Origin of the sequence: Bifidobacterium callitrichos DSM 23973 (genome assembly GCF_000741175.1) — a bacterium.
Classification (GTDB): Bacteria; Actinomycetota; Actinomycetes; order Actinomycetales; family Bifidobacteriaceae; genus Bifidobacterium; species Bifidobacterium callitrichos.
In genome coordinates this window covers 37511-54245 of the sequence record NZ_JGYS01000016.1, presented here as the reverse complement: position 1 = coordinate 54245, position 16735 = coordinate 37511, and the positions used below count along the sequence as shown (strand labels likewise).

Below are 16735 nucleotides of genomic sequence, written 5' to 3'. Positions count from 1 at the left end.
GGGGTGATGGAGATCATGGCAACAAAGGCAGGAGACGCGCTCGTGCGCGTGGTGTTCGGCGGAGACGCCTACCTCAACGCGCGTACCGCACGCGAACTATGCGATGAGGCGCTCAAGACCCGACCGGATGCGGACCTCATCGAGATCGACGCGGCGTCGGCCGACCGGTACGCCTTCGACGAGGCGGTGAGCCCCTCGCTCCTGGCCGAAACCGCGGTCGTGCGGGTGGACAATCTGCAATCCGCCGACGAGAAGCTCGGCGAGGCGATCCTCGCCTATCTCAGGGAGTCGGCGGACGATCCGAACGCGAGCCGCGTCATCTGCCGCCACGAGGGAGGACAGAAGGGCAGGCGTCTGGTCGACCAGCTGGTGCGTGCCGGAGCGGCGAAGGACGAGGTGCCCGACCTGAAGAAGCCGGAGGCGAAGCTCAACTTCGTCCTGTCCCGCTTCGAACGGCTTGGCCGACGCGTCGAACCGCTCGCCGCCCAGCAGCTCGTCGACGTGCTCGGCGATCGCACCGGGGAACTCGATGCGATGTGCGGACAGCTGTGTTTCGACTTCGACGACGATCCGATCGGATTGGACCGCGTCAACCAGTATCTGACCGACAATCCGCAGGTCACCGGATTCGCCGTCGCCGACGCGGCGCTGGCCGGCCGCACCGCCGACGCGATCGTCATGATGCGTTCGGCCGTCGAACAGGGCACGGCTCCGATCGCGCTGATCGGCGCGCTTGCGGCGAAGCTGCGCACCGTGGCCAAGGCGTCGGCCGTCAAGACCGGTGCGATCTCCGCGGCCGAGGCCGGCATGCCAAGCTGGATGCTGCAGAAGGTCCGTCTGGGCGGATGGACGTCGCAGGGACTGGCCGCCTGCATACGGATGCTCGCATGGGCCGACGAGCAGAGCAAGACCAGCGGCGGCGATCCGATGTACGCGCTCGAGCGCAGCATCGAGACGATCGCGACGAAGGGACGATAGAACGACCGATGGGACGGCCGATAGAACGATGAAGGAGGACGAAATGACCAACGGGAACGGAACCATCCGCATCGAAGTGCCCACCGGCGAGGACATGCACGCATTGGGCCGCCGCATCGCGGGGAAGGTCCGCGGCGGCGACGTGCTGCTCCTGTCCGGACCGCTGGGCGCCGGCAAGACGACGTTCGCACAGGGATTCGGCGAGGGTCTCGGCATCGGCGAGCCGATCGTCTCGCCCACGTTCACCATCGCCCGCGAACTCGACGGACGATTCGCCGACGGCGGCCCCGCCCATCTGGTGCACGTCGACGCCTACCGTCTCGGCGGCGCCGACTACGCGCCCGGCCAGGCGGCCGTCGATCGGCTCCTCGACGAGCTCGAATCGCTGGGACTCGACGAGGAGCTGGAGGACACCGACGACGACACCGTCATCCTCATGGAATGGGGCGAGCAGATGGTCGCGGCGCTCGCCCCCGAACGTCTGGAGATCCACATCGCCCGCCCGCTGGACGATACCGACGACGGGACGGCCGCCTACGGGCCGGACGGCGAACTCACCGGCGACGGCACGCGTATCGTCACGCTCGTGCCCGTCGGCCCCCGCTGGGCCGACTTCACGCTGTGACGTACGCGCCGCGGCCGGGTGTACACTCGCTAGAGGCTTTTTCCGATCATAGGGAGGTTTCATGGGCTGCACACTGGTGATCGACACGTCATACGGTTCGACCGTGGGCGTCGTGGGGCATGAGCCGATCATCGAAACCGATTCGCGCACCCATGTCGAACGGCTCCAGCCCAACATCGCCCGTGCGGTCGGCGAGGCGGGACTGAACCCCGCCGACATCGACACCGTCATCGTGGGTACCGGTCCCGCACCGTTCACCGGCCTGCGCGCCGGCATCGTCGCCGCCAAGGCCATCGCATTCGCCACCGGCGCCACGCTCATCGGGCAGAACATCCTCGACGTGCAGGGCGAGATGATGGCGGCCGAATCCGCGCAATCCTCGCAATCCGCACAGGAGCTGGATCGTCACGTCACCCTATGCGTCAACGACGCGCGACGCAAGCAGCTGTACTTCTGCCTCAACCACGGATCCATCAGCCTGCCCGACTTCCAGGCGGCGGACAGGCGCTGGATCGCCATGGACATCGACTACCCCGAACGCATCGTCGAACGCGTCAACGCGGCCGTGACCGAGCATGCCGAACGCGACGGCGTCGACTACATCGTCGACGTGGCCGGACACGGCGCCGCCAAATACGCCGCCGCATGGCAGGGGATCGAGCGTCTCGGCGACGTGACCGACCGGTCCGTGCTGGACCTCGGCGCCAGAGGACTCGACATATTCGCCGCGACCGCAACGGGCCGCACCGCGCGCGGCGACGCGCAGCCGCCCGTCGAACCGCTCTATCTGCGCCGACCCGACGCCGAGATCCCCGCGCCGTTGAAGCACGTGCTCGGCCACGAGAGTGCCACGCGCGCGGATGGGGTCAAGACCGGAATCGGGGCCGAAACGGCAGGTCCGCAAGCATGACGCAGCCGACGCAATCGATACAGCCGACGCAGGCCGGACTGTCCGGCCTGCGCATCACGCCCATCGACGAACTCGACCGTGACGTCGTCGTCGGTGCCGTCGCGCGACTCGAACGCGAACTGTTCGGCCGCGGCGCATGGAGCGAGAACATGGTGCGCGAGGAGCTGGACGCCCCCGCCCGCACCTACTACGTCTGCGTGGACGACACCTCCGCCATCGTCGGATACGCGGGCTTCTGGTACGACGGCGACGACGCGGAGCTCATGACCATCGGCGTCTCGGGCGCATACCAGCGTCGAGGCATCGCCGCGAAGCTGCTGGCCACGCTCATCGACGAGGCGCGCGGCCAGGGCGCCGCACGCATGCTGCTCGAAGTGCGCGTCGACAACGACCCCGCACTCGCGCTCTACGAACGATTCGGCTTCACGCGCATGGGACTGCGCAAACGCTACTACCAGCCCGGCAACATCGACGCGTACACCATGGCTCTGGACCTCGCCCCACGAGTGATCGGATTCGCGGACTCCGGGACGGGCAGCGGCAGGCAACAGGGCAAGGAACACAAGGAACGGGAGGAAGACAAACGATGAGCGAACCCATCGTGCTCGGCATCGAATCGACCTGCGACGAAACGGCGGCCGCCATCGTCCAAGGACGCACGCTGCTGTCCAACGTGGTCGCCTCCTCGATGGAGGAACACGCGCGATACGGCGGCGTCATCCCCGAAATCGCCTCGCGCGCGCACGCCGAGGCGTTCGTGCCATGCGTATCCAAGGCGCTCGCCGACGCCGGTCTGGAACTGTCCGATGTGGATGCGATCGCCGTATCCGCCGGCCCCGGTCTCGCCGGATGCCTCGCCGTGGGCGTCTCCGGCGCGAAGGCCCTCGCATGGTCCGCGAACAAGCCGATCTACGGCATCAACCACGTGATCGGACACATCGCGGTCACGCAGCTGCAGTTCGGCCCGTTCCCCGACGACACGCTCGCCCTGATCGTCTCCGGCGGGCACACGTCGCTGCTCCACGTCGAGGACGTGGCGCGCCGCATCGACGTGGTCGGCACGACGCTCGACGACGCGGCGGGGGAGTGCTTCGACAAGGTCGCCCGCCTGCTGGGCTTCCCCTACCCGGGAGGCCCGCATATCGACCGTCACGCCCAGCAGGGCGACCCGCACGCCATCAAGGTGCCGCAGGGCCTGACCCAAGGGCAGGCCGGCGCAAGGCACCCCTACGACTTCAGCTTCTCCGGCGTCAAGACCGCCGTGGCCCGCTGGGTGGAAGGGGAGCAGGCCGCAGGCCGCGAGATCCCCGTCGACGACGTGTGCGCCTCGCTCGCCGATTCGGTGGCCACGGTTCTGGCGAGAAAGGCGATGCGCGGCTGCCGCCAGTACGATTCGAAGACGCTGATCGTCGGCGGCGGATTCTCCGCGAACTCGCAGCTGCGCGCGAAGCTGCTGGAATTCGGACGCAGCAACGGCATCGAGGTGCGCATCCCCGAACTGAAGCTGTGCACCGACAACGGTGCGATGGTCGCCATGCTCGGCGTGAACCTCGTCGAGGCGGGCGTCAGGCCCAGCGCCCCCGATTTCCCCATCGACTCCGCAATGCCCCTGACCAGGGTCTCGATGTAGATGTGTTCGATGTAGACACGCCGAATTTGACGTTTCCACTGGCCTCACGGTAAAGTACACGTCTTGTGCGAACGGGAGAGATCCTGTGAGCAAGCCATTCCTGCGTAGCTCAGTTGGCAGAGCATCCGACTGTTAATCGGACGGTCGCTGGTTCAAGCCCAGCCGCAGGAGCCATACTTCGGTCGAGCCGAGAGGCTCGGGTGGAGAAAACTGAATATTCCTGCGTAGCTCAGTTGGCAGAGCATCCGACTGTTAATCGGACGGTCGCTGGTTCAAGCCCAGCCGCAGGAGCCCAACAAGCCGTCGGCGCATCGCCGGCGGCTTTTCTGTGTGTTCGGATGCATCGGAGCCTTCGCCGCAACCTCTCCGCGTGTTCCGGACGGCGCGTCGCGCGTGTCGACGTTAGCATCGCAGATAACGAACAAGAGATTACGGCAAGGAGGCCGGGATCATGGACGTCAGGATCATGAGGATAGAGCGTGGCGTGTTCGCCGTGCTCCACGACGGAGCGGGAGCGGGCACGGTGCGCAAGCAGCGTTTCGGACTGAAGCGCATGTGGCTGGCCGACGGGGCCAACGGCGCGCAGGGCGTGTTCCCCTCGAAGAAGGTCGCAGCGCAATGGCTGGTGCAGCGCGCCTGAGCCGGCGATGAATCGACGATGAACCGATGATGAACCGGCCTCGAATGGGCCGTGAACCGTGTATGGCCGGTTTCATCAATCCGTTCGATACTCGAACGCGGCTTGCGCATGTCGCCGATCGTGCCTATCGTGTCCACTGTTGATCACACAGTCCAGGCCTGCCCATTAGTAACGCGGGCCCCGATAGCAAAGGACACATCATGGCGCAAAGCTCCATCTCCATCACAGTCAACGGCGAGGCGAAGGAGGTGGAAGCTACCACCACCGGCGTCGAGCTCTTCGCGGACGACAAGGACATCATCGCGGTGCGCCTGAACGGCGAACTGCGCGACCTGTACACCCCGCTCGCTGACGGCGACACGGTCGAATCCGTCACGCTCGACTCCGAGGACGGCCTCGGCATCATGCGTCACTCCGCGACGCACGTCATGGCCCAGGCCGTGCAGGAACTGTTCCCGAACGCCAAGCTCGGCGTCGGTCCGATCATCAAGGACGGCTTCTACTACGACTTCCAGGTCGACCAGCCCTTCACGCCGGACGATCTGAAGAACATCGAGAAGCACATGCAGCGCATCATCAAGTCCTCCCAGTCGTTCCGCCGCCGCGTGACGACCGAGGAGGAGGCGCTCGCGGAGGAGGCCGATCAGCCGTTCAAGATCGAGCTCATCAAGGACAAGGAGGCGCATCTCGACCCCTCCACGGCCACCGAGATCTCCGGCAAGGAGCTGAGCTTCTACGACAACGTCGACCGCGACGGCAACGTCGTGTGGAAGGACCTGTGCCGCGGACCGCACCTGCCGAACACCCGCTTCATCAAGGCGTTCAAGATCGAGCGCTCCGCCGCCGCCTACTGGCGTGGCAACGAGAAGAACCCGACCATGCAGCGCATCTACGGCACCGCATGGGCCACCAAGGAGGATCTCAAGGCCTACCAGACGCGTCTTGAGGAGGCCGCCAAGCGCGACCACCGCAAGATCGGCGCCGAGATGGACCTGTTCTCCTTCCCGGAGGAGATCGGACCGGGCCTGGCCGTCTTCCACCCGAAGGGCGCGGCCGTCATCAACGCGATGGAGGACTACTCCCGCGAGATGCACCGCAAGTACCACTACAGCTTCGTGCAGACCCCGCACATCACCAAGGGCGGCCTGTACGAGACCTCCGGCCACCTGCACTGGTACAAGGACTCCATGTATCCGGCGATGCGCCTTGACGAGGAGCGCGACGCCGACGGCAACATCACCAAGCAGGGCTTCGACTACTACCTCAAGCCGATGAACTGCCCGATGCACAACCTCATCTTCAAGTCCCGCCAGCGCTCCTACAAGGAGCTGCCGCTGCGCCTGTTCGAGTTCGGCACCGTGTACCGCTACGAGAAGTCCGGCGAGGTCCATGGTCTGACCCGCGTGCGCGGCCTTACCCAGGACGACTCCCACATCTACTGCACCCGCGAGCAGATGAAGGGCGAGCTGACCAACCTGCTGACCTTCGTCCTGAAGGTCCTCAAGGACTTCGGCCTCAACGACTTCTACCTCGAGCTGTCCACCAAGGACGAGCACAAGTACGTCGGCAGCGACGAGATCTGGGAGGAGGCGACCAACACGCTCGCCGAGGTCGCCAAGGACTCCGGCCTGACCCTCGTGGCCGATCCGGGCGGCGCCGCGTTCTACGGCCCGAAGATCTCCGTGCAGGCCCGCGACGCGATCGGCCGCACCTGGCAGGTGTCGACCATCCAGCTCGACTTCAACCTGCCCGAGCGCTTCCAGCTCGAGTACATCGCGGCCGACGGCACCCACCAGCGTCCGGTGATGATCCACCGTGCGCTGTTCGGCTCCATCGAGCGCTTCTTCGCCGTGCTGCTTGAGCACTACGCCGGCGCGTTCCCGGCGTGGCTGGCCCCGGTGCAGGTGCTCGGCGTGCCGGTCGCGGACGAGTTCGCCCCGCACCTCGCCGGCTTCGTCAAGAGCCTCGAGGACGAGATGGTCCGCTGCGAGATCGACTACTCCGACGACCGCTTCGGCAAGAAGATCCGCAACGCCTCCAAGTCCAAGGCACCGTTCATCCTCATCGTCGGCGAGGAGGACATGAACAACAACGCGGTGAGCTTCCGCTTCCGCGACGGCAGCCAGCTCAACGGCGTGCCGGTCGACGAGGCGCGCGCGAAGATCCTCGAGGTCATCAAGAAGCGCGTCCAGGTCAACTCGGCCGACGACTTCAAGGCCGCGACCGAGGACACCGAGGAGTGAGACACTCCGAGCGGTTCTGATACGAGCCGCGGGGCGGTTCCCCGACCGGCTTCGTCCGATCGACGACATTGATCGGACGAAGCCGATTGTCGGCTAACCGCCCTACAATCGTTTCGTTTGTCCATTATCCGTCAACCTGCTAGGAGCATTATGTCAGGTCATTCCAAGTGGGCGACCACCAAGCACAAGAAGGCCGCCATCGACGCCAAGCGCGGCAAGCTCTTCGCCAAGCTCATCAAGAACATCGAGATCGCGGCCCGTATGGGCGGTGGCGATCCGGACGGCAACCCGTCCCTCTACGACGCCGTCTACAAGGCCAAGAAGGCCTCCATGCCGGCCGACAACATCAAGCGCGCCATCAAGCGTGGCTCCGGTGAGGAAGCCGGCGGCGCCAACTACGAGGACATCGTCTACGAGGGCTACGCCCCCGCCGGCGTCGGCCTCATCATCGAGTGCCTGACCGACAACCGCAACCGCGCGGCCGCCGAGGTCCGTTCCACCCTGACCAAGGGCAACGGCTCTCTGGCCACCTCCGGCTCCGTGTCCTTCAACTTCGAGCGCAAGGGCCAGATCGAGGTTCCGTCCGAGGGTGTCGACTTCGACGACCTGTTCGAGAAGGCCGGCGACGCCGGTGCCGAGGACGTCGTCGACGATGGCGACGTGTTCACCGTCGTGACCGACCCGTCCGACCTGCACACCGTCCGCAAGGCCCTGCAGGACGCCGGTTTCGACTACGATTCCGCTGATATCGTCATGCGCCCGAAGAACGAGGTCGAACTGACCCTCGACGATGCGCGCAAGGTCTCCAAGCTCATCGACAACCTCGATGATCTGGACGATGTGCAGAACATCTACTCCAACTGGACCGCCTCCGACGAGGTCATGGAACAGCTTGACGAGGAGTAATCCGAGGTGATCATCCTTGGCGTCGATCCCGGGCTCACACGCTGCGGGGTCGGCGTGATCGAAGCCGGCGCACACCGCCGGCTTTCGTTTATTCACGTCGACGTCGTGCGTTCGTCGCCCGATGTGTCGCAGGATCTGCGTCTGCTCTCCATCTACAACGGGCTGGTCGACAAGATCGAGACCTACGCTCCGGATGCCGTGTCGATCGAGCGCGTGTTCGCCCAGTCGAACCGCAACACCGTGCTCGGCACCGCGCAAGCCGCGGGACTGGCCATGCTCGCCGCAGCGCAGCGCAACATCCCGGTGGCGCTGCACACGCCGACCGAGGCGAAGCTCGCGATCACCGGCAACGGCCAGGCGCAGAAGATACAGGTCGAGCGCATGGTCACGCGCATCCTCAACCTCAACAGGATGCCCACGCCCGCCGACGCGGCCGATGCGCTCGCGCTGGCGATCTGCCACGCCCTGCGTCCCGCGGGCGCGCTGCAGGGCGGGGAGCGCGAGGAGCATCTGACGCCCGCGCAGCGGCAGTGGGCCGATGCCGCCAAGAAGGCGACGAAGCGCCATATCAACGCCGACCGCGGCATGTGATGTCTGTGCGATACCTGCATGTGATGCCCGCGTGCGATACCGTGTGATACACTGTCGAACAGTTGTTCGATAGGAGGTGTCGTGATCGGTTCGTTACGCGGCATGGTCGATGCGGTGGATGCCTCGGCCATGCTCATCGAGGTCGGGGGAGTCGGCTACGAGGTGCGCATGCCCTCGGCCGACCTCTCCCGCGTCCATGGCGGCATGGAGGCGAGGGTCTACACCTATCTCAACGTCTCGCAGGATGCGATCACGCTGTACGGGTTCCTCGAGCCCGCGGCGAAGCGCACGTTCCTGCAGCTGATCAAGGTTAACGGCATCGGACCGAAGGTGGCGCTGTCGCTGCTCTCGACGCTCAACCCCACCCAGCTCGCCCGCGCGATCGCCGACAACGACGCCGCAGCCCTGGCCAAGGCTCCCGGTCTCGGCAGGAAGGGCGCGCAGAAGATCATCCTCGAGCTCAAGGGGTCCATCGATCTGGAGGCTCTGGAGGAGAACGGCACCTCCGTGACGACCGCCGGAGTCGAGGACAAGGGTGCCGCACAGGTCATCGAGGGCCTCATGTCCCTTGGCTGGCGTGAACAGGACGCCGAATACGCGGTGCATGCCGCCTTGGAGGACAATGGCATCACCACGCCGATCGCAGAGACGGACGTGCCAGAGTGCTGCGTCTGGCCCTCGCCTCGCTGGACAGAGGGCGGTGATAGACGGACATGAACGAACCGTACATCAGCGCCGAACTTGCCCAGCCGCAGGGCAACGAGAACATCGGGGCCAACGAGGAGTCGCTGCGCATGGTCTCCTCCCAGCCGCTCGGCAACGAACCGGTCAGCGACGAGGAGCTGCGCCCCCACGCCCTCGCCGGATTCATCGGCCAGCCCCGTCTCAAGGCCCAGCTCCAGCTGTTCCTCGACGCGGCGCGCAAGCGCGAGGTGCCGCCGGACCACATCCTGCTCGCCGGCCCTCCGGGCCTCGGCAAGACCACGTTGGCGATGATCGTCGCCAACGAGCTCGGTGTGCCGATCCGCATCACCTCCGGTCCCGCCATCCAGCACGCCGGCGACCTCGCTTCGATCCTGAGCTCGCTGGACGCGGGGGAGGTGCTGTTCGTCGACGAGGTGCACCGTCTGCCGCGTGCGGCCGAGGAGCTGCTGTACATCGCGATGGAGGACTTCCGAGTCGACGTGATGGTCGGCAAGGGGCCGGGCGCCTCGTCGATCCCGCTCACGCTGCCGCGCTTCACGATGATCGGCGCCACCACGCGCGAGGGCATGCTGCCCTCGCCGCTGCGCGCCCGATTCGGCTTCACCGCCCACCTCGACTTCTATCCGGTGGAGGAGTTGGAGAAGCTCGTCGAGCGTTCCTCCGGAGTGCTCGGCATCGTTCTGGACGAGGGATCATCCCACGAGCTCGCGCTGCGTTCCCGCGGCACGCCGCGTATCGCCAACCGTCTGCTGCGCCGCGTGCGCGACTGGGCGATCGTTCATGATCTGCCCTCCGTCGGCCCCGATGACGTCAGGGAGGCGCTGTCCCTCTACCAGATCGACGCCGAGGGTCTCGACCGGTTGGACATCGCGGTGCTCAACGCCATCGTCAGGAACTTCAACGGCGGTCCGGTGGGTCTCAACACCCTTGCGGCCATGGTCGGCGAGGAATCGGAGACCGTGGAGACCGTGTGCGAGCCGTATCTGGTGCGTGAGGGATTCCTCATCCGCACGCCCAAGGGCCGCGTCGCCACCGACAAGGCGTGGAGGCATCTCGGCATACGGCCGGATGCCGATGCGGACGGGAACGATGTCAGCAAGCTTTTCTAGACTTTATATTTTGGATTAGTCGTTATTCGGATTAGTCATTGTTTCCCGACCGGAAGGAAATCATCGTCATGGATTCCAGTTTTATCTTCATCATCGTGCTCGTCGTCGTCATGGGCGGCATGATGTGGTGGCAGCAGAAGAAGGCCAAGGAACAGCAGCAGAAGGTCAAGGACTTCCGCTCCAGCCTCCAGCCGGGTACCGAGATCATCACCATCGGCCAGATCATCGGCAAGGTCGTCTCCGTCGACGAGCAGTACGAGGAGGTCGTCATCGACTCCGAAGGCAGCAGGCTCCGCGTCGGCTTCAACGCGATCTCCCGCGAATACGTGCGCCCCGCCTACGTCTCCGATGACGAGGTCGACGAGAACGGCAACCCGATCGCCGAGAACGATGCCGCCGAGTCCGACGTCACGTCCGATGCCAAGTCCGACGTCGCCCAGGTGAACGTCGAGGACTCCGTCGCGGCGAACAACGCCGAGGCCGGCACGGACAACGCCGTGAACGCGGACAAGGAAGCCAAGTGATCATGGCCGACAGCGACATCGTCATCAAGGATCTCGCCAAGGTCGGTCAGAGCGACGCCGAGTACCTCGTCTCCCTGATCCGCTCCATTCCCGGCTTCCCGAAGGAAGGCATCATCTTCCGTGACTTCATGCCGGTGCTGGCCGACGCCAGAGGCCTCGACGTGCTGATGCACGCACTCGAGGCGGCCCTGCCGCTGCCGGCCGACGAGTTCGACTCCATCGCAGGCCTCGAATCGCGTGGCTTCCTGTTCGGCCCCGCTCTCGCCCATCATCTGGGCAAGGGGTTCATCGCCATCCGCAAGGCGGGTAAGCTTCCGCCCGAGACAATCGGCGAATCCTACGATCTGGAGTACGGCACCGCCAGCGTCGAGATCGAGACCGCGGCCGTCAAGCCCGGTGAGCGCGTGCTCATCGTCGATGACCTCATCGCCACCGGCGGCACCGCCAAGGCCGGTGCCGACCTCATCGAGAAGGCGGGCGGCACGATCGCGGGCTTCAGCTTCGTGATGGCGCTCGACGGGCTCGACGGGCTCGACAAGCTCGGCGAGGTCCCCGTCAGCACGCTCATCTCCATGCCGGCCTGAGTCGAGGCCGACGATCCGTGGGTCCGTCGTTTGGAAGGCAAACGGCGGACCCACGGGTAATCAATCGACAATCACACGCAACGGAAAAGAGCAATGGATCTTTACGAATATCAGGCGCGCGAACTGCTCGAGGAGCAGGGTATCCCCACGCCGAAGGCCATCTACGCACAGAACTCGCATGAGGTGGCCGAAGCCGCCGAACAGCTTGGATACCCCTGCGTCGTCAAGGCGCAGGTCAAGATCGGCCATCGCGGTCAGGCCGGAGGCGTCAAACTCGCCAAGACCCGCGACGAGGCCATTCTCGATTCCGAGGCCATCCTGCCGATGACCATCCACAAGCACAAGGTCAACGGCGTGCTCGTCGCCGAGGGCAAGAACATCCTTCACGAATACTACGTGTCCATCTCCGTGGACCGCACCTCGCGCGACTACGACGTCCTCGCCACCGCCAACGGAGGCACCGAGGTCGAGGAGATCGCCCGCGAGCACCCCGAATCGGTCAAGCGCCTGCACATCGAGGCGCTCGACGACTTCGATCTCGAGGCCGCCACCAGGATGGCCGAGAGCATCGGCTTCTACCACGCCGACGTCGATCAGGCGGCGCAGATCCTGCTCAAGATGTGGAAGTGCTTCAAGGAGAACGACGCCACGCTCGTCGAGATCAACCCGCTCGCCAAGATCGGCGATCCGGACGACGAGTCCTCGAAGAGCCTGTGCGCGCTTGACGCCAAGATCTCCCTCGACGACAACGCCGCGTTCCGTCACGACGGCTGGAAGCGCTTCGCCGATCCGATGGCCAACGACGAGTTCGAACGCCGCGCCAAGGAGCACGGCCTGCACTACGTGCATCTCAAGGGCCAGGTCGGCGTGATCGGCAACGGCGCGGGTCTCGTGATGAGCTCCCTCGACGCCGTCTCCGGCGCCGGCGAGGAACAGGGCACCGGCATCAAGCCGGCCAACTTCCTCGACATCGGCGGCGGCGCCTCGGCCGAGGTCATGGCCGCCAGCCTCGAGATCGTGCTGTCCGATCCGCAGGTCGAGTCGGTGTTCATCAACGTGTACGGCGGCATCACCTCCTGCGAGCAGGTCGCCAAGGGCATCCTCGAGGCGGTCGAGACGCTCGGCGGCACCAAGCCGATCGTCGTGCGCTTCGACGGCAACGCCGCTGCCGAGGGTCTCGCCCTCCTCGCCGAATCGAACACCCCGAACGTGCATGTCGCCCAGACCATGGAGGAGGCGGCAAGCGAGGCCGCACGCATCGCGGCCAACGCGCAGAAGACCAAGGAGACCAACTGATGGTGCTGTTCATTGAAGACGACGCTCCCGTCATCGTGCAGGGCATGACCGGTCATCAGGGCATGACCCACACCGCCCGCATGCTCAGGGCGGGCACCAACATCGTCGGCGGCGTCAACGCCCGCAAGGCGGGTCTTGACGTCACGTTCCCGGCCGCCAAGGACGGCCAGGACGCCACGATCCACGTGTACGGCTCCTGCGCCGAGGCTCGCGAGGCCACCAGTGCCACCGCATCCGTCGTGTTCGTGCCGCCGCGCTTCGCCAAGGACGCTGTGGTCGAGGCCATCGAGGCCGGCATCAAGCTCATCGTCGTCATCACCGAAGGCATTCCGGTCGCCGATTCCGCCTACTTCGTCGAGCTCGCGCTGCAGCACGGCGCACGCGTGGTTGGTCCCAACTGCCCCGGGCTCATGACCCTGGCCTCGTCCGAGCATACGCACGGCGTCAACCTCGGCATCATCCCCGACGGCATTGTCTCCCGCGGTCCGCTGGGTCTCGTCTCCAAGTCCGGCACGCTCACCTACCAGCTGATGGGGGAGCTGTCCGACATCGGCTTCACCGCGTGCCTCGGCGCCGGCGGCGATCCGATCGTCGGCACCACGCTGCTCGAGGCGCTGCAGGCCTTCGAGGCTGATCCGAACACGAAGGCCGTCATGATGATCGGCGAGATCGGCGGCAACGCCGAACAGGACGCCGCACAGTGGGCCGCCGAGCACATGACCAAGCCGGTCGTCGCCTACATCGCGGGCTTCACCGCCCCCGAAGGCAAGCAGATGGGCCACGCCGGCGCCATCGTCTCCGGCGGCAAGGGCACCGCAAAGGACAAGAAGGAAGCGCTTGAAGCCGTCGGCATCCGCGTCGGGCGCACGCCAGGCCAGGCCGCCGATATCATGCGTGAGGTGCTTGCGGGTCTCGATCAGTGAAACTGAAATCACGATATCTCGCCATCGTCATCAAGGGCGCCGTCGCCTCCCTCGGGGCGATGGCGCTTTATGCGATCTCGCTCGGCTGCTTCATCGCGCTGATGCTGCTGGTCATCTCGATGGAGGAGGGCGGCGAGAACCTGCCCACATCCGCCGTTCCGCTGACCCAGGCCGTCATCCTGCTCAGCCAGGGCGTAGGGTTTTCCCTCGGCACGGTACGCGTCGGCATCACGCCCCTGCTCCTGACCATCCTGCTGGTTGCGCTCATCGCGCAATGCGCGCGCAAGGCGGGGGGAAACATCATCAACTGGGCGGTGGGTCTCGGCATATGGATCGTGCTCGACCTCATGTGCGCCAACGGCACGTCCATCGAACTCGAGGATCCGCCGCTGACCATCATCGCCAAGGCCGCGGCGATCTGGACGGTCGGATACCTGCTGGGCGCGCTGCCGGGCTCGCGGCTCATGTCCGACGCGCGTACCGCGTTCAGGGAACGTGTCGGCGCGCGGGCCTACGACGCCGTGGCGCTTGCACTGCTGCTCGTCACCGTCATGTTCATCGTGGCATGCGTCGCCGGACTTGTCGTCGTGATCGTATGGATCGTACGCGACTGGCAGGGCATGGCGCTCCTGTTCGACATGGACGGCATGGAGAACGGCTCGCGCATCCTCACCACGATCGCCTCGTGCGCGTGGCTGCCCAACCTCATGGTCTGGGCGTTCTCGTGGCTGCTGGGTGCCGGATTCCACATCGGCGATCTCGGCGTCTTCACCATGTGGGCGGGACAGTCCGCGGGGCTGCCGCCGCTGCCGGTATTCGGCCTGATGCCGGAAGGGGTGGGCGACGACCGCATCCGTCTGATCCTGCAATGCGTCATCCCCGCCGTCTACGCGGTCCTCACCCTGCTCGCCATGCTGCTGCCCGGCCCGATGAAGATCAGGCCGGTCGCGTTCGGCGACGCCGACGGGCTGAAGCGTCTGATCGTCACGATGCTGTGCCATGCCGGCGTGCTCGTCGCCGTGGCCGCGGCCACGATCGGACTGTCGGCCGCAGGTTTCGCGCTGTCGAACGGCCCGCTCGGCCACCAGCGGCTCGCCCATGTGGGCGTCGACGTCGTCCCCTCGACGGCGGCGGTGGCCCGCGCGCTCGGATTCGGGCTGACGAGCGCATGGCTCGTCGTCACCGTAGTGTTGGCGGCCGTCTACGGGATACACTGGATTGTCGAGCATCACGCCGACCATTCGCCGCGCACGGAACATGTCGAGCGGACGTCCGACGGGGATCCGGGCCGTGTGCAGCCCGTCAGGGCCGCCGACGAGCGTCGTGCCGTCCGCGTGGCCGAAGGCAAGGCGGGCAAGACACCGAAGGCCGGCAGAGTCGTGCGTTCGGCGCAAAACGTGAAGCGTGAACAACCATCAAAGGAGGAACACGATGACAACAACCAATCGTCCGATCAGGAGGGCGCTGGTCTCCGTCTTCCATAAGGAAGGCATCGAAGTGCTCGCCGAGGCCTTCATCAAGGCCGGCGTAGAGGTCGTATCCACCGGTTCGACCGCCAAGCGTCTGGCCGAGCTGGGTGTGCCCGTCACCGAAGTGAGCGAAGTCACCGGGTTCCCCGAGTGCCTCGACGGCCGCGTCAAGACCCTCGACCCGCACATCCACGCCGGCATCCTCGCCGACATGACCAACCCGGACCACGCCGCCCAGCTGGAGAAGTTCGGCATCAAGCCGTTCGATCTGGTCGTCGTGAACCTGTACCCGTTCGCCGACACCGTGCGCTCCGGCGCCGATGAGGCCGCCACCATCGAGAAGATCGACATCGGCGGCCCGTCCATGGTGCGCGGCGCCGCGAAGAACAGCGCCACCGTCGCGATCATCACCGATCCGGCCGACTACGCGCTGGTCGCCGAGCGCATCTCGAACGGCGAGGGCTTCTCCCTCGAGGAGCGCCGCTGGCTGGCCGGCAAGGCGTTCGCCCACACCGCCGCCTACGACGCGACGATCAACGAGTGGACCGCCAAGCACTGGCCCAAGCCCGCCACCATCGTCGAAACCGATCACGACGACGAGGACCATCCGGTCAACGACGCCAAGTTCCCGGCCGCATTCACCCGCACCTGGGATCGTGCGCACACACTGCGCTACGGCGAGAACTCCCACCAGCAGGCCGCCCTGTACCTCGATCCGCTGGACCGCAACGGCTTCGCGCACGCCGAGCAGCTCGGCGGCAAGCCGATGAGCTACAACAACTACGTCGACGCCGACGCCGCATGGCGCGCAGTGTGGGATATGGCGCCGTCCATCGCGGTCGCCGTGGTCAAGCACAACAACCCGTGCGGTCTCGCCATCGGAGCCACCGCGGCCGAGGCCCACAGGAAGGCCCACGCCTGTGATCCGGTGAGCGCCTACGGCGGCGTCATCGCGTGCAACAGCACCGTCACCCTTGAAATGGCCGAAAGCGTGCGTCCGATCTTCACCGAGGTCATCGTCGCCCCGGCCTACGAGCCCGAGGCGCTGGAGCTGCTCCAGACCAAGAAGAAGAACCTGCGCATCCTCAAGGTGGCCGAGCCGCCGAAGGGCCACACGCAGTTCCGTCAGATCGACGGCGGCCTGCTCGTGCAGGACATGGACCTCATCAACGCCACCGGCGACGATCCGGACGCGTGGAAGCTCGTCTCCGGCGAACCCGCCGACGAGGCCACGCTGAAGGATCTCGTGTTCGCTTGGCGCGCCATCCGCTGCGTCAAGTCCAACGCCATCCTGCTTGCGCACGATCAGGCCACGGTCGGTATCGGCATGGGTCAGGTCAACCGCGTGGACTCCTGCCATCTGGCCGTCGAGCGTGCGAACACGCTGGCGGACGGCGCCGACCGCGCCACCGGTTCCGTGGCCGCCTCCGACGCGTTCTTCCCGTTCGCCGACGGTGCCGAGACCCTGATGGACGCCGGCGTCAAGGCCATCGTCCAGCCGGGTGGTTCCATCCGCGACGAGGAGGTCATCGAGGCCGCGAAGAAGGCCGGCGTGACGATGTACCTGACCGGAACCCGTCACTTCTTCCACTGATCGAGCGA

16 protein-coding genes, 2 tRNA genes and 1 pseudogene are annotated in these 16735 nt (G+C 65.9%); all 19 read left to right on the top strand.

What is annotated here, in order from left to right; translation table 11 throughout:
* Positions 1-15 precede the first annotated feature (15 nt).
* Entirely contained in the window at positions 16-978 is a 963-nt protein-coding gene (gene holA, locus BCAL_RS08960) for a DNA polymerase III subunit delta (RefSeq protein ID WP_043164402.1), read from the top strand.
* Positions 979-1021: 43 nt separating this feature from the next.
* Entirely contained in the window at positions 1022-1603 is a 582-nt protein-coding gene (gene tsaE, locus BCAL_RS08955; protein ID WP_043164261.1) for a tRNA (adenosine(37)-N6)-threonylcarbamoyltransferase complex ATPase subunit type 1 TsaE, read from the top strand.
* A 61-nt stretch (positions 1604-1664) separates the two neighbouring features.
* Positions 1665-2513, top strand: coding sequence for a tRNA (adenosine(37)-N6)-threonylcarbamoyltransferase complex dimerization subunit type 1 TsaB (gene tsaB, locus BCAL_RS08950; protein WP_052118983.1), 849 nt, complete (start codon positions 1665-1667; stop codon positions 2511-2513).
* Complete coding sequence (gene rimI, locus BCAL_RS08945; protein WP_081887397.1) at positions 2510-3103, top strand: ribosomal protein S18-alanine N-acetyltransferase; 594 nt, start codon at positions 2510-2512, stop codon at positions 3101-3103. Before tsaB ends, rimI begins: the two co-directional genes overlap by 4 nt.
* Entirely contained in the window at positions 3100-4143 is a 1044-nt protein-coding gene (gene tsaD / locus BCAL_RS08940; protein WP_043164259.1) for a tRNA (adenosine(37)-N6)-threonylcarbamoyltransferase complex transferase subunit TsaD, read from the top strand. The genes rimI and tsaD overlap by 4 nt, the downstream gene beginning before the upstream one ends.
* A 98-nt stretch (positions 4144-4241) precedes the next feature.
* Positions 4242-4317 (top strand) — tRNA-Asn (locus BCAL_RS08935).
* A 44-nt stretch (positions 4318-4361) separates the two neighbouring features.
* A tRNA-Asn gene (locus BCAL_RS08930) sits at positions 4362-4434 on the top strand.
* Positions 4435-4594: 160 nt separating this feature from the next.
* The gene (locus tag BCAL_RS08925; protein WP_043164256.1) at positions 4595-4783 is read left to right on the top strand and encodes a hypothetical protein; all 189 of its coding nucleotides are present in this window, start codon (positions 4595-4597) and stop codon (positions 4781-4783) included.
* Positions 4784-4983: 200 nt separating this feature from the next.
* On the top strand, positions 4984-7026 hold the full coding sequence (thrS, locus tag BCAL_RS08920) for a threonine--tRNA ligase (RefSeq protein ID WP_043164255.1): 2043 nt from the start codon (positions 4984-4986) through the stop codon (positions 7024-7026).
* A 150-nt stretch (positions 7027-7176) separates the two neighbouring features.
* A complete protein-coding gene (locus BCAL_RS08915) occupies positions 7177-7932 on the top strand; it encodes a YebC/PmpR family DNA-binding transcriptional regulator (RefSeq protein WP_043164253.1) in 756 nt (251 codons plus the stop codon).
* 6 nt (positions 7933-7938) lie between these two features.
* Entirely contained in the window at positions 7939-8523 is a 585-nt protein-coding gene (gene ruvC, locus BCAL_RS08910; protein ID WP_043164250.1) for a crossover junction endodeoxyribonuclease RuvC, read from the top strand.
* 81 nt (positions 8524-8604) lie between these two features.
* Positions 8605-9227, top strand: a pseudogene (ruvA, locus tag BCAL_RS08905) (Holliday junction branch migration protein RuvA).
* A gap of 9 nt (positions 9228-9236) precedes the next feature.
* Positions 9237-10337: a Holliday junction branch migration DNA helicase RuvB gene (gene ruvB, locus BCAL_RS08900; RefSeq protein WP_043164244.1), complete on the top strand. Its 1101-nt coding sequence runs from the start codon at positions 9237-9239 to the stop codon at positions 10335-10337.
* Between the two features lie 68 nt (positions 10338-10405).
* Positions 10406-10861 (top strand): preprotein translocase subunit YajC, encoded by a 456-nt coding sequence (locus BCAL_RS08895; protein WP_043164242.1) that lies wholly within the window; start codon positions 10406-10408, stop codon positions 10859-10861.
* A 2-nt stretch (positions 10862-10863) separates the two neighbouring features.
* The gene (locus BCAL_RS08890) at positions 10864-11445 is read left to right on the top strand and encodes an adenine phosphoribosyltransferase (RefSeq protein ID WP_043164396.1); all 582 of its coding nucleotides are present in this window, start codon (positions 10864-10866) and stop codon (positions 11443-11445) included.
* Positions 11446-11538: 93 nt separating this feature from the next.
* The gene (gene sucC, locus BCAL_RS08885) at positions 11539-12741 is read left to right on the top strand and encodes an ADP-forming succinate--CoA ligase subunit beta (protein WP_043164240.1); all 1203 of its coding nucleotides are present in this window, start codon (positions 11539-11541) and stop codon (positions 12739-12741) included.
* On the top strand, positions 12741-13664 hold the full coding sequence (sucD, locus tag BCAL_RS08880; protein ID WP_043164237.1) for a succinate--CoA ligase subunit alpha: 924 nt from the start codon (positions 12741-12743) through the stop codon (positions 13662-13664). Before sucC ends, sucD begins: the two co-directional genes overlap by 1 nt.
* Positions 13661-15148, top strand: a complete 1488-nt coding sequence (locus BCAL_RS08875; RefSeq protein WP_052118982.1) for a cell division protein PerM — start codon at positions 13661-13663, stop codon at positions 15146-15148. The genes sucD and BCAL_RS08875 overlap by 4 nt, the downstream gene beginning before the upstream one ends.
* Positions 15096-16727, top strand: coding sequence for a bifunctional phosphoribosylaminoimidazolecarboxamide formyltransferase/IMP cyclohydrolase (gene purH / locus BCAL_RS08870; protein ID WP_043164235.1), 1632 nt, complete (start codon positions 15096-15098; stop codon positions 16725-16727). Before BCAL_RS08875 ends, purH begins: the two co-directional genes overlap by 53 nt.
* Positions 16728-16735: the final 8 nt, after the last annotated feature.